This window comes from Microbulbifer maximicatervae (SeqCode) (assembly GCF_052467815.1).
Window position 1 is genome coordinate 4,999,297 of sequence record NZ_CP174326.1, and the last position, 13,499, is coordinate 5,012,795.

Annotated in this window: 16 protein-coding genes; 6 read left to right on the forward strand and 10 right to left on the reverse strand. The window is 47.8% G+C overall.

All coding sequences use genetic code 11. The features are described 5' to 3' along the window. Positions 1-50: 50 nt before the first annotated feature. The 8 genes from ACJJIW_RS21615 to ACJJIW_RS21650 form a co-directional block, all read right to left on the reverse strand. On the reverse strand, positions 51-179 hold the full coding sequence (locus ACJJIW_RS21615) for a hypothetical protein (protein WP_444936321.1): 129 nt from the start codon (positions 177-179) through the stop codon (positions 51-53). Positions 180-451: 272 nt separating this feature from the next. Next, on the reverse strand, positions 452-1,174 hold the full coding sequence (ung, locus tag ACJJIW_RS21620) for a uracil-DNA glycosylase (protein WP_444936322.1): 723 nt from the start codon (positions 1,172-1,174) through the stop codon (positions 452-454). A gap of 2 nt (positions 1,175-1,176) precedes the next feature. Further along, a complete protein-coding gene (locus ACJJIW_RS21625; protein ID WP_444936323.1) occupies positions 1,177-1,767 on the reverse strand; it encodes a uracil-DNA glycosylase family protein in 591 nt (196 codons plus the stop codon). 13 nt (positions 1,768-1,780) lie between these two features. Continuing rightward, positions 1,781-2,716 carry an SdiA-regulated/phytase-like domain-containing protein gene (locus ACJJIW_RS21630; protein WP_444936324.1) on the reverse strand — a complete coding sequence of 312 codons (936 nt, stop codon included), beginning with the start codon at positions 2,714-2,716 and terminating at the stop codon, positions 1,781-1,783. Positions 2,717-2,780: 64 nt separating this feature from the next. Further along, a complete protein-coding gene (locus ACJJIW_RS21635) occupies positions 2,781-3,719 on the reverse strand; it encodes a hypothetical protein (protein WP_444898016.1) in 939 nt (312 codons plus the stop codon). Positions 3,720-3,965: 246 nt separating this feature from the next. Then, positions 3,966-4,910 carry an esterase-like activity of phytase family protein gene (locus tag ACJJIW_RS21640; RefSeq protein WP_444936325.1) on the reverse strand — a complete coding sequence of 315 codons (945 nt, stop codon included), beginning with the start codon at positions 4,908-4,910 and terminating at the stop codon, positions 3,966-3,968. Between the two features lie 11 nt (positions 4,911-4,921). After that, positions 4,922-5,404: a YajQ family cyclic di-GMP-binding protein gene (locus tag ACJJIW_RS21645; RefSeq protein ID WP_108733959.1), complete on the reverse strand. Its 483-nt coding sequence runs from the start codon at positions 5,402-5,404 to the stop codon at positions 4,922-4,924. A gap of 14 nt (positions 5,405-5,418) precedes the next feature. Further along, on the reverse strand, positions 5,419-5,955 hold the full coding sequence (locus ACJJIW_RS21650) for a YaeQ family protein (RefSeq protein ID WP_282931942.1): 537 nt from the start codon (positions 5,953-5,955) through the stop codon (positions 5,419-5,421). An 86-nt stretch (positions 5,956-6,041) separates the two neighbouring features. Here ACJJIW_RS21650 and ACJJIW_RS21655 point away from each other — a divergent pair, with 86 nt between their 5' ends. The 6 genes from ACJJIW_RS21655 (at position 6,042) to ACJJIW_RS21680 (ending at position 12,108) form a co-directional block, all read left to right on the forward strand. Beyond that, positions 6,042-6,902: a LemA family protein gene (locus ACJJIW_RS21655; protein WP_444936326.1), complete on the forward strand. Its 861-nt coding sequence runs from the start codon at positions 6,042-6,044 to the stop codon at positions 6,900-6,902. Positions 6,903-6,944: 42 nt separating this feature from the next. Beyond that, positions 6,945-7,691 carry a TPM domain-containing protein gene (locus ACJJIW_RS21660; protein WP_282931940.1) on the forward strand — a complete coding sequence of 249 codons (747 nt, stop codon included), beginning with the start codon at positions 6,945-6,947 and terminating at the stop codon, positions 7,689-7,691. Further along, complete coding sequence (locus ACJJIW_RS21665) at positions 7,691-8,302, forward strand: TPM domain-containing protein (RefSeq protein ID WP_444936327.1); 612 nt, start codon at positions 7,691-7,693, stop codon at positions 8,300-8,302. The genes ACJJIW_RS21660 and ACJJIW_RS21665 overlap by 1 nt, the downstream gene beginning before the upstream one ends. 151 nt (positions 8,303-8,453) lie before the next feature. Next, a complete protein-coding gene (locus tag ACJJIW_RS21670) occupies positions 8,454-8,939 on the forward strand; it encodes a hypothetical protein (protein WP_282931938.1) in 486 nt (161 codons plus the stop codon). A gap of 58 nt (positions 8,940-8,997) precedes the next feature. Then, entirely contained in the window at positions 8,998-10,782 is a 1,785-nt protein-coding gene (locus ACJJIW_RS21675; RefSeq protein WP_444936328.1) for a hypothetical protein, read from the forward strand. Positions 10,783-10,809: 27 nt separating this feature from the next. Continuing rightward, the gene (locus ACJJIW_RS21680; protein ID WP_444936329.1) at positions 10,810-12,108 is read left to right on the forward strand and encodes a HupE/UreJ family protein; all 1,299 of its coding nucleotides are present in this window, start codon (positions 10,810-10,812) and stop codon (positions 12,106-12,108) included. Between the two features lie 171 nt (positions 12,109-12,279). Here ACJJIW_RS21680 and ACJJIW_RS21685 read toward each other — a convergent pair whose 3' ends face one another. Both ACJJIW_RS21685 and ACJJIW_RS21690 read right to left on the reverse strand, forming a co-directional pair. Then, positions 12,280-12,681 carry a GFA family protein gene (locus ACJJIW_RS21685; protein ID WP_413662774.1) on the reverse strand — a complete coding sequence of 134 codons (402 nt, stop codon included), beginning with the start codon at positions 12,679-12,681 and terminating at the stop codon, positions 12,280-12,282. A gap of 76 nt (positions 12,682-12,757) precedes the next feature. Then, complete coding sequence (locus tag ACJJIW_RS21690; RefSeq protein ID WP_444936330.1) at positions 12,758-13,198, reverse strand: hypothetical protein; 441 nt, start codon at positions 13,196-13,198, stop codon at positions 12,758-12,760. Positions 13,199-13,499: the final 301 nt, after the last annotated feature.

Sequence of the window (13,499 nt, forward strand, 5' to 3'; positions counted from 1 at the left end):
AATTCAGGATCCTTCATCAGTTCCTGCATTTTCTTCATAGCCAGTAAGTGCTATGCATCATTTTTTCGATACATCTCAATTCCGTGCATCTTGCTAAGCTCCGCCACCTCTTCAAAGTTATCCCCGCGAAACTCCACATCGCAGGCACCCCCCAACTCCTTGCAGGTCATCATTTTCATAGCAATATCACCTTAGATTTCATAAGTTATATTTTATCTGACAGATAAATAACTTCAAAAGAGCCAAAAATAGATAATAGCTCTTATTGGCTTTCAAGCCTCTAAAGACTCCCATCACAAAATACTGTCAAAGCAGAAAGTTGACGCATATAACCACTAAAAAATAGAAAGATTTTTTATCTGGAAGCCAAGAGAAGGATAACAGGAATAGAATTTTTGGCTCTCTGGATAAATACAAACCCGGATAGATAACACCTATCCGGGTCAAGCCACTAAATCTCCACAGCAACCCGCTTCAATTGACCCGCCTCTGGCAAAGCCCACTCAATAGGCTTTTCTCCACGCTGTTGCAACCAGTGATTTGCCTGGGAAAAAGGACGGGTACCAAAGAAACCCCGGTGCGCAGATAGAGGAGAGGGGTGTGGAGCACGCAACACTAAATGCTTATTGCGGTCGATAAAGCCTCCCTTCTTTTGGGCATAGCTCCCCCAAAGAACAAAGACTAACCCTTCACGCTGTTCCGCTAGCTTGTGAATCGCCGCATCCGTAAATTGCTCCCAACCCTGCCCTTGGTGGGCGCCGGCCTTGCTGTCCTCAACAGTAAGGGTGGCATTTAGCAAAAGCACGCCCTGCTCTGCCCATGGTTGCAGGCAACCGTGGTGTGCAGGAGGAATACCCATATCGGAGTGCAACTCTTTATAAATATTTTGCAGCGATGGGGGAATGCGTACTCCGGGCATCACAGAAAAGCACAGGCCATGGGCTTGGCCAACGCCATGGTATGGGTCCTGACCCAGGATAACGACTTTTACCTGATCAAAAGGTGTGGAGTTAAAGGCATTAAAGATCTGGCCACCGGCTGGGTAGATCTTCTTGCCGGCAGCCTTCTCCCCCTTTAAAAACTGACGCAATTGGGTCATATAGGGTTGGTCAAACTCCCCGCCCAAAACATCGTACCAAGAGGGGTGGATCTTTATTTTGTCCGGAACCGGCATTCTTAAACCTTCAATATCTTTTTAACATAGTGTTGTAACTCGGGCACAACTTCCTCCTCAAACCAGGGCCTGCGACGCAACCACAGGGTGTTGCGCGGGCTTGGATGCGGCAAGGGAAAGTATCCCGCTGGCAGTGCATCGCGGTAATGTCGAACATTCTCGGTAATACTGCCATACCAGTGCGGGAGGTAATGGCGCTGGGCGTATTGTCCCACCAACAGCGACAGTTGCAAGTTGGGTAATTGTGCCATTAGGCGCTGATGCCAGGTGGCGGCACACTCGGGTCGCGGCGGCAGGTCACCGCCCTTGCCGCGCCCAGGGTAACAGAAGCCCATGGGAATAATGGCAATCTGGGACTCGTCGTAAAAGGTGCTCCTATCAATCGCCAGCCAATCTCGCAAGCGATCTCCTGAGGGATCATTCCAGGGAATACTGGTCGCGTGGACCTTGGTGCCCGGGGCTTGGCCGACGATCAATAGGCGTGCAGACGCTGCAGCCCTCAAAACTGGATTCGGCCCTAGAGGAAGCTGTTCTTCACAGAGGCGACAAGCCCGTATTTCCTCCAGCAGTGCCGGTAACTTCTCAACTACCACCTACTATATGTCCCTATTGTTTACCGTCGGGGAAAGCCAAATGTAACAACCGCGCGCGGCGATCCTGGGGATCACGGGCACGACTGATATTATTGTTATTGAAAACCACAAATACCCCCTGGTTATTTACAGCAACTCCAGACCCCATCCCCCCCAACCGCGACACTTCATAGGCGTGCTCCGGGGATTCTTCAATCTCACGGTAAACCAAGCACCATTCAGCTTGCAAGCTCGGCAGAGCTCTTCTACATACCGCATATGCGTTGCTTTCAAGAGTAAAAAGAGCGCCGTCATGATAATCAAGTCCTCTCAGATTCTCCGGGTGGTCTCCAAAATCCAGCCCCACTACAGAAGGCAAGGAGAAAACTTGGAACTCTCCTTTATTTCCCACCTTTAACAATCCCCTGGGTTCCCGCTCTAAAGCTACCCACAAGTCATCGCCAACCTCAACTATTCCCTCCCCGCCATTATTGTATCTCAGCGAATACCCCAGGTGTTCTATTGCTGATGACCACTTGTTATTAATCCAGCGTGAACTCCCATCTGTGTCCACTTCTGCTATTCGATTGTGGCGTTCACTCAATAAAAATGTACCGTCGTCTCTACAACATATTCCACCAAAACGCATTGCGGTTTTAGGCCGCAATAAATCCATAACAAAGTGAGAAACATTATCGGCTACTCCCCTTTTGGGCGGAGGCAGGCCGCTAACTTTCAGGTATTTTTCTAATGTCGCACTCTGACCGTGTAAATTGATTCTATATATTTTTTCCGATTCTTTAGGAGAGATCGTTATTAATTGGCCACAAAAACTCAAACCAGATAGACCTACACTCGAGCTATTATCTATCCAGTAATCAGCAATATCTTTAGCCAAAAAAATCTCAGCAGCCATTCCCACGGATGCTAAAAATATGAAATTAATTGCGAGGAAAACTGTCTTGATCATTACATCCCCCTTTAAACACAACCCAACTATTCGAACCCCAATAATAGAAAGTCTCTATTGGTATTTAGTCAGATTGATCTGGTAGAGCCAGATGTAATAAGAGTGCTCTGCGATCCTGAGGGTCGTGAATACGGCTGATATTATCATTGTCAAACACAATAAAAACGCCCCGCTCTCCAATAGCCAAACCATCTCCCTTGCCACCGGTCCGCGATACCTCATAGCCGAGTTCAGAGGAGTTTTCATGTTCCCAGTAATCCAGGCACCACTCAGCTTTCAAGCTGGGTAATTCCCTGCGACAAACTGCATAGGCATTCGGTTCCAGGGTCCACAAAGCGCCATCATAGTAATAGAGGCCTGCCATATTTTCCGACTCATCACGAAAATCCAGCCCTTTTACTGGCGGCGGAGTAAAAATCTGTACACTTCCCTTGGGGCCGAGTTTTACCAGGGCACGGGGATCCCGCTCTATAGCCATCCAAAAGTCATCGCCCACCTTCTGTAGCCCTACACCGGAGAGGTTGTACCCGTGCATATAGCCTTGGGCTTTAGCCGTGGCCGACCACATATTTTCTAACCAATGCCCCTTTCCCTCCATATTTATTTCGGCTATCCGGTTGTAACGTTCACTCAACAAATAGAATTTATCATCGGCACAGGTGATGGCTTCAAAATCCATCGCTGCGGCTGGGCGGGTAAGTTCCAGTAGAAAATACCATAAATTAGTAGGCCTATCTTTTTTCGGAACCCGGAGCCCAGCCAGCTTGATATAAGGCTCCAAGGTTGCACTCCTATCTCCCAATACTATCTGGTAGATCTCCCTGGATTGCTTATCCGACACCGTAACCATTTTTCCATCGCAAAAACTCAGTCCAGATATGCTTAACCCGGCACTATCATCCACCCAGTAATGAGCTATTTTTTTGGCGGGAATAATTTCAGCTGCCAGCCCCAAGGATGACAAGAGTGCACATACGATAGTTAAAAAAATACGCTTAATCACGATCCTTCCAATTTATCGCCAAAGTGATTTAAGAACCGGGAGATTCCCTGCGGCCAACAGACACTACCAAGCTGTAAGGTCCCAATAGCTATTGGTACACAGCATAGTTACCCCAATTGCTCTAAACAATTTTAGCGCTAGTGACTAGAAGATATTTTAAAAATGGAGGGGCTTGTTGAACGGGAAAGAACTAAAGGGATGGGATTAGCGCCGACTCCCGGAAAGTACGGCGCCAGACAGAGTCAATTATTGCAGCCTACTGGCCTCATCTGGCATTGCCAGATGCAACAGCAGCGCGCGCTTGTCGTCAGGCGCCTGGGCACGGCCGATATTATTGTTGTCGAGGATAACGAAAATACCCTGCTCTCCGACTGCCAGCCCCTCGCCCTTTCCATAGCGGGTTTCTTCATAAACCCGCTCGGGAGATTCTTCAAGGGCGCGATAATCCAGGCACCACTCGGCTTCCAGGCTAGGAAGTGCCCTGCGGCACACAGCGTGGGCGTTGCGCTCCAAGGTAAAGAGTGCGCCGTCGTGGTAATCCAACCCCGCCAAGTCCTCTGAACGGCCAGCAAAGTCCAGGCCATCTACTTGAGGCAGAGTCAGTGTGCTGGCCTCGCCATCTGCATTAAGCCTCAACAAACCACGGGGTTCGCGCTCCATGGCTACCCAGAAAGTATCGTCGGCTTTCACCAACCCCTCGCTGGAAGCATTGGTCTTCTGTAGAAACCCCTGGGACCTGGCTAATGCGGACCAGCTATGCTCCTGCCAGCGTGCATTTCCCTCGATATCTACGATGGCAATACGATTGTAATGCTCACTGACCAGATAGACCTGGCCATCGCTACAGGTAACACCTTCAAAGTCCAGATCTTCTGCCGGGCGGAACAACTCCTTGAAGCCTTCCCAAGCGCTGACAGGCTCATCCTGCTCCGGTATCCCAAGGCCGCTTAAGCGAAGATGTGATACCAGGCCGGCACTGCCATCGCGAAGTTCAAGCGTGTAGATCTCTTCAGAATTCTTATCGGAGACTGCCAGCAGATCTCCAGAACAGAAACTTAAGCCGGAAATATCCAGGCCTGCACTACTATCCACCCAGTAGCTGGCCAGCAACCTAGCCGGGGTAATTTCTGCGGCTATTGCCAGTGGCGACAACAGCACCGATAGAACACTGAAGAGAGTACGCTTGATCACTGCAAAACCAATTAATCGCGGAAGTTATTAAACTGCAATGGCTGTTCCAGCTCTTTACCGCGCAACAAGGCGATCACCTGCTGCAAGTCATCGCGCTTTTTGCCAGTAACACGCACCTGCTCACCCTGAATGGCAGCCTGCACCTTGAGCTTTTCATCTTTGATCAGCTTAACAATCTTTTTTGACAGTTCTTTGTCAAGGCCATTTTTCAGGGTCACGTCCAATTTGACCTGCTTGCCAGATTGCTCTTTATCACCTACATCCATCGCCAGTGGATCGATATCGCATTTGATCAGTGCGCCGCGCAGCATATCCACCATCTGGTCTACCTGCATGTCCACTTCAGCGCGAACTACCAGGGAGAACTCACTCATCTCCACTTCCGCATCCACACCTTTAAAGTCGAAGCGGTTGGTAATAGTGCGATTCACCTGATCCACAGCGTTGGTGAGTTGGTGCTTATCCACTTCAGATACAATGTCAAAAGAAGGCATTAAGTTGTCTGCTCCTATTTCCAGGTTTCCGGAGTAATCTCCGCGTTGTTGTCACTATCAGCGAGCCAGATATGACCATCCTGAATGGTTGCACTCAGGTCCATATTGCGCTCAGCCATAGCCGCCAATTGCTCAGTGGCATCAGCGGCTAAATGGTAGACGGTAAGGTTATCAAAGCGCTCCAATTGGCTGGCCTGTTTCTGCCACCAGATTGGTGCTGCACGGCGCCCGTAACTGTATACGATAACGCGCTTCGAGCGGTTGCAGGCTTTGCGAATTCGTTCCTCAGTGGGCAGCCCCACTTCGATCCAGAGATCGATTTCACCGCTCAGGTTTTTTTGCCAGAGATCCGCTTCCTCATCGGAGGACAATCCCCGGGTAAACTCCAGCGTTTCCGCCGCATTGTGAGCAAAAGCCAGTAGGCGCACCATCATACGCTCATCTGTTTCCGAAGGATGTCGCGCCAAAGTGAGCGGATGTTCGGCGTAATAATCCCTGTCCATATCGGATATCTGGACTTTGGCCTTAAATATTGTTGCTTTTAACGCCATTTTGGCTCCATGGTGATGCCTTCTCCAGCGCCGGGAGTCAGGCGGACTATTCTTGATGGGTTCACGTGAGAATAAGGATATTCCGCATGACCTCTGCGCTCCCCAGCGGCTGGCCCTTTTGGCAGAGCTCACTGCTACTGCTGCTGGCAACCACCCTCAGCGGCTGTGGTGTCAACAATATCCCAACCTATGACGAGCAGGTTAAAGCCACCTGGGCCCAGGTTCAAAACCAATACCAGCGCCGTGCCGATCTGGTTCCCAATCTGGTGCAAACCGTAAAAGCTTACGCATCCCACGAACGGGAAACCCTACAAGCCGTCACTGAGGCTAGGGCCAAAGTCAGCTCTCTCCAGGTTGACGGCAACCTTCTCAATGACCCAGCCAAGCTGCAACAGTTCGAAGCAGCACAAGGCCAGTTAACCAGCGCGCTATCCCGCCTTATGTTGGTGGTAGAGCGATACCCCGACCTAAAAGCCAACCAGAACTTCCTCACACTGCAATCTCAGTTAGAGGGCACCGAAAACCGCATCAGTGTCGCGCGCCGGGATTATATCCAGGCTGTAGAGCGCTACAACCGCGAGATTCGCACTTTTCCAGGAAGAATCTGGCATACCGTGCTCTACAGGGATATGCCGCTTCGAGAAACTTTCGAAGCCACCAGTGAAGATGCCGATAAGGCACCTGAGGTTAAGGAGCCTCTGAATAACTCTATGATACCTCTGGCATGCAGAGCGGTTCACAATCAAGGCGCGGCTTCGCAGGAATGTCTAGATCTTTCAAGAAGTCGTAACGCGGAGTGTGAATCGCTCTGCAAGCCCCGAAGGGCGGGCCTTGAAGGCCACAGCTGCTGCGTTGCAGCTCTTGCAAAGGGCTACGGCCATTCGCGGCGAGCTGCGCCTAACATCTGCAGCCTTCAAGACCCGCAGAGGCATTACGGAGTTATTTAGAGGCTCCTCAACTTCCAATAGACAGGCGCCATCGACCCCAAAATGAACCGCCCCAGTCTTACCATAACCACCCTGATCGCTCTGGTCTGTGCCTTAACAGCCTGGGCCGATGTACAGTTTCCAGCGCTGTCCGGCCGGGTAGTAGATCAGGGAGAGTTGTTAAAGGCCGATGAGAGATACCAACTTACTGAGTTGATACAGCAGTATGAGCGCGACAGTGACAATCAGCTGGTTGTCGCCACCATCCCCGAGCTTCAGGGCATCACTATAGAGGAGTATGCCAACCAACTGGCACGCAAGTGGAAGCTAGGAAAAAAAGACAAAGACAATGGAGTGCTTTTCCTAATTGCGCCCAATGATAGAAAGGTCCGTATCGAAGTAGGCTACGGCCTGGAAGGAGCCCTAACCGATGCACTGGCGGCAAATATTATCCAAACCAAAGTACTGCCAGAGTTTCGTAATGGCGATTTTAGCGGCGGAATCAATGCAGGGGTTCGATCAATTATCGCCGCGACGAAAAATGAATATGTCGCTGAACCCGTAGAAACCAAAGAGGGACGCCGAATTGCTGTACTGGTCGGCCTGTTCCTTCTGCTGGTCATGCTACACCTCTTCGGCAGTGCCGCACTGGGTTCACCTGCACAGAGCCGCATTTTTAAGCGGGGGCGCTACGGCGGCTACTATGGTGGAGGTGGATTTGGCGGAGGTCTATCCGGCGGCAGCTCTGGGGGCGGGTTTAGCGGGGGCGGCGGAGGTTTTGGCGGAGGGGGCGCATCGGGAGGATGGTAATGCTCACCGATACTTATCAACGCCAGGTAGCAGAGGCAATCAAGGAAGTAGAGTCCCGCACCGACGCTGAAGTCATGGCTGTGGTCGCCAAGGAAGCGGACAACTACCTTTATATCTCTACCTTATGGGCCGCATTCCTAACACTGTTAGTATCCCCTCTGATCGAATTTCTGCCGTTCTGGATCAACCTTCAACAGGCGGTGACGCTTCAGTGGATTGTATTTATTGTCCTGGCAGTAATATTCCGCTGGCGCCCCATCACCATGCGCTTGGTACCAAAGAAAATAAAATTCTGGCGAGCTTCAAACTTAGCTCGCAGGCAATTTCTGGAGCAGGATTTACACGCAACCAAGGATCGACTCGGGCTACTGATATTTGTTTCAGAAGCCGAACACTATGTAGAAATACTGGCCGACAGAGGCATTGCTCAATACATCACCAATGACAACTGGCAGAGAGTAGTGGAAAATTTTGTGCAACAAATGAAGCGGGGAAAAGCAGGAGAGGCATTACTGGTTTGTATTGAGCAATGCGGAGATCTACTTCACGAAGCGATACCCACCAGCACCATTAAAGATGAACTACCGAATCATCTAGTCGTCATCAATTAAATCCCCGTATCCCCCAAAACTGGCAACACCAACTTACTCAAGTTTCAAAACGAAACTCCACGCCATACCAATCTACTCTCCTATTGTGACTTGAATCATCAACTAAGCTGCCTAAAGACATAAAACCCATAAGTAAACTCTATACAAGAAGATGATTCCGACTAAAACCCTATCGCAGCTTTTCAGTATTACTCTTCTGTTACTGGCATCCGGATTCAGTGACGCTCTCTGGTCTCAAGAACTACAAAAGAAAAATACGACTTCGGCAATCGGGGACGCTTACTTGCCCGGCACTCGTATAGCCTCCCCTCACCCAAAGCAAACCACGACCCGCTTCCCGCCAGCATTGAGCAACAGTGATAAATTAACTTTTCATGTCGAGCATTTGCGGAGCAACCACATTGGCGATCTCGACGCCCTCAGAGTGGAATGGGCCATCAGTAACTGGCAAGTGAAATTTCCGACCTGGGACCCCAGCAGTACCAAGCCGGGGTCCGAAAAGTTACCAGCTGCCCCTACTGAGGTTGTATTCGTACCTACTATTTATGGCGGAAAAGTAATTTATACAAAGCTGACTGGGAAAATCTATGGGGAAGTCAATATAGCCTTCGGTACTGATCTTGAAGTACCAGACTAAATTAACCCCCCTTCAAAAACGAATAATGTGCAACTGATCAACTCTGCTCAAGCAACACATGACTCCCAAAACGAAATTTTATTTATCATTCAAAAAAATACTAATCAGCCTGGTCCTGATATTATTCAGCAGTGCATTATCAACAACCAGCAAGGCTGATTTCATCAGTTTAAGTGGCGCTGAGACCGCCAACAACATCGCGGAGATCGATATACAAAAAAATATCCTAAACATTAGATTCGAGATATCAGCAAACGATGCCAAACTATTTTGGCCAGGAATTGAAGATACAGCAGACATTTATCGACTGGCACAATCAGCAAAAACCCAGCAATCTTTCGATTTTCAAGTACTCTCTGGAAATAAGAGCATTAAGCACAAACTCATCTCAATTCGAGTAGCCCAGAGAAAACCTAGAATTTCCCCTTTTGCTGGGCAAACCGATCCCCGCACCGGCATAAAAATGCCGGATTTCCCGGCAGATAAAAAGATTCTTTTAACTCAGCTGAAATATCCAATCGGTGGACTTTCAGTCCTGCAACTAAAACCACCCATCGGTAGTGATAAGCTGGCATCCGTGACAATTGGCTTTACCAGTCGCCACGGGCAAACACCTATCAGCGGCTTTCACTACCTATCCCAAGCTGAACCACTCATTATCGACTGGAAAGACCCATGGAATACACATTTTAAGAACACTAATATTAGTCGGCATAATCGCTACCCTCTAATGTCTTTCCTCTACGTAGAGCCCCGCCAGATACGTCATGAGATACTCGTGCGCACCAAGGACTTACTGGAGTGGACTAATCACCCTTTCGATGCCTGGCAACTATTAACACCAGAAAGTAAGGCCTTCCTGCACCACACAGTACGCAGCTATCTAAATAATAAAAATCCAACTTCTATTGATCAGTCGCCCTCACAGCCGAATAGCATTGAGACTGTTTTTCTTCGCGCAAATAATAGCGGGTACTCACAGATTTCAGAGAATGACACTATTGAAATAGGCTCAGTGATGATTGGCTACCGGGAAAAATTTTCCATCGATGCACTGCCCCAGAGTGTTACCGTAGACTGGAATCTATTTACCGATACGATCAACTCCGTTCCCACCCTTATTCAGGACCCCACAGGTCCATTCCCCACCCATGTAATTCCTTCATTTCCTGATATTCAGTGGCACAACTACCTATACGATTACCGCCCTCCAAATAGCGATCCACTCGTAATAGAAACCCCTAGCCTAGCGGTCCCTATGGCTATCCTATTTTCATTTCTTATTATTACGATAATTGTATTGACGCTATCCACCAAACACTCAATTTTAGGCCGCAAGGGTTCAACTATTATCTATACCGCCATAATAATCTCAGCTGTCGCTTTGTACCTCAATCTTCCAGAAGAATACCGGGTAAACCTCCCTGGAACCGCTAAAAAACGAGACTTGGGCCAAGTAACAGAACAGCTACTGTTAAAAGTTGCTGCCGCATTTAAAGAGCCTCTACCGATCAATCTGGAATTAAAGCTAAAAAACCTGATTACCAAGGAAGGATTCGAAAGTACCTATTCAAATCTGGCACAAATTTATCGCCCCCAAACAACAAGTGGTGGCTTGGGATCAATCAGTACTATTACAAATCTTAAAGTCGAGTACTCCAGCCAAATTAACCTGAATGGCAACAAAGGATTCCGGTTAATTACAAGTTGGCAGGCGGTAGTAGAGGACCGAAGCTGGGGACACTTTGAACAAAGACCGCAAGAGACCCGGGCCAATATCGCAATTATCCAGTCTGATAACCACTGGAAAATCGCTGGATTTACTCCTCTATCCGTACGGTAAGAATAAAATAGAGAAATAGCTAGAGCCATGAAAAACAGCACACTCAAGTTGCCCGCGATGATTGTTCTATATCTCCTCATATCCAGCATCAGCGGGCAAGCACAAGCGCATTTCCTTCTCAACCTCAATGTACGGATTTTCCATATAGAGCACACAGCCAGTGGTGCCAACCTATATATGAGAGTGCCTATGCCCTATTTACTGGCAGATAAAACAGGACTGGGGCGCGACCCCTATACAGGCAAACTCCCACAACCCGCCCCATATACCAAAAACTCCTTGGATCAAGGTGACTTGGTCCACTATGTTGACTTTCAACAGCTGGAGCTAGCGCCTCTAGGACTCGGTAATATTGCAGAGAGCGCCACTTTTCTCCGCAATACTGACATGCAAATAAAAGGCGATGTAAAAGCCGTGCGCTTGTATCGGATAGGAAGTGAACCGGACTTTGCAACGCTGGAGGAGGCACAGCAGGCATTTTTAAAGCAATATTTACCTGAAGATACCAATCAAAGGTTGTATGTGGGTGACACCTTGGTTGATATTCAGATCTACTACCCTCTGGAAGCTCCCCTTGGGGAATATCAACTATCCAGCTCTCTTAACCCAGGCCTCCCCAACCAGGAAGACACCGCCAACCTGGTACTGGATTACAATCCAGGTAGGACCCAGGTCTTTCGCTCACGCGGTCTTATGCAAGAGCCACTACTGATTACCCACTCCTCAATAGACGCTGTGAAGACTTTTCTGGCGGAGGGCATCGCCCATATCCTGAAGGGGTTGGACCACGTGTTGTTTGTACTCTGCCTAAGCCTCGGTGCACTCAGCCTACCGCTACTCTTATGGCGCGCTACCGGCTTTACCATCGGTCACAGTATCACCCTGTCAGCCGGATTCTTTGGCTTTGTTCCCACAGTCAGCTGGTTCGTACCTATGGTAGAAACCGGTATCGCCCTATCCATAATCTATATGGCCTGGATATCACTACACAGGGAAGACACTAAGATCACAGGCAGCGAAAGTACAATTTTTATCGGAACCTGCATGCTCGGCCTACTCCACGGCCTGGGTTTTTCATTTGTATTACATGAAATACTCCAAGTTGATTCCCCGAATATCTGGCAAAGCCTCTTGGCCTTCAACCTGGGGGTAGAAGCCGGGCAAGTACTCATAATTCTTGCCATATGGCCCCTTGCCTATTTAGCCAGGCTGTGGAAAAAGGAATGGGAAATCCGGATACGTTATTCTGTTGCTGGACTCTGCAGCGCAATTGCTTTTATTTGGACATTAGATAGAGGATATGAGCTTGTTTCGGCAATTTTCTGAACAGGAGAATGAGTTATCTCTCTGGCTATTACAGCCGAGATAATACACCTAAAAATTCCTTGTATTCTCAAGCTCCAGAGACAAAACTCACTCCAAAATTAACCTCCCTGTCACTACACACGTAATAGTGAGTAAAAATACAAAGCGCAATAAATCAGGACGTTAAATAATTTAAGATCCAAACCCCTTGGGATGCTGCTTCCCGGCGTCACCTATTACTTCCCAAGAAGCCTTTGAATCAACCCATAAGTGATGAACCACTTTTAGATTTTCGTTACCATCCACCAAACTTCCTGCAGGAATGTAAGTATTTAAAGAATCATTCTCTCCGGGCAGAGTCGAACCGCAAGTAGCGCAAAAATTTGTATGCCAATCATGCCCGGGCTTAGACCAATACTTAAGGTTCTCCTTACCTTTAACCCAACTAAACTTCTCGGTAGGCACAATAGCTACAGTAATAGCGCCACTCCCTGTGGAACGACGACAGATTGAACAGTGGCACATATATAAATCTGTGAGGGATTCTTGTATCTCATAAGCTATCTCTCCACAATTGCATTCACCTTTAGTCAAAAAGACACTCCTTTATTATTAATATAAAGTCTCGAAAACTGAGATATCTATATCACCTTTTATAATTTCTACACTGCTAAAGCAATATAATTTGGCTGTAGAAATAAGCTGATAACTCGTCCTTTTTAAATAAGGCATAGCCACTCCTAGATACATGACTTTGATCATCAGTGAAACGTCGGAGTACATCTCCCTCCTCATACAACAACCACATACACTCTATTTCAGGGCCCAAACCTGCTGTATTTTTAAGATAGTCAATTAAAATTGGTAAGTAATGCTCATCTGGGCCACTTAGCTTATAGTCCCAATTTGCAACTTTTGTAATTTTTTTAGCGTATTGAATAAGGTTTTCTTGAGCAACATCTTTTAAATTAGACTCCTCATGGAATTGAATATTTGAAAAATCCCCAAAATATTCACTGCTAAATTCAGAATTTGTACAGTTTTCAACTTCAGCTGCATTGATACCTAAGCAGATCATAAAGCAGCACACAAAAAGGATGGTTTTCATCATAATTTCACAGTTTATTTTTATAAAAGTTATGCCGTATCCAAAAGTATAAAATAAAGCATGAGTAAATAGTTACTTCCTGCAGAATTAACCTTACAAGTTGGGTTTATCGATATAGCCAATTGCGAACTTCCAGAAGCCCATACCCCAACACTCCAAGAAAGATTACCCAAAACAAGGAGACTCCCTTTTCAAGAACTGAGAACATTGGCAGGACTGGATTATAATATACAGTTCGCATTCGCCCTATCGTTGAGAGAGAGCCTATTTTCATCCAGGCTCCACTATATGACGATTTACCTAC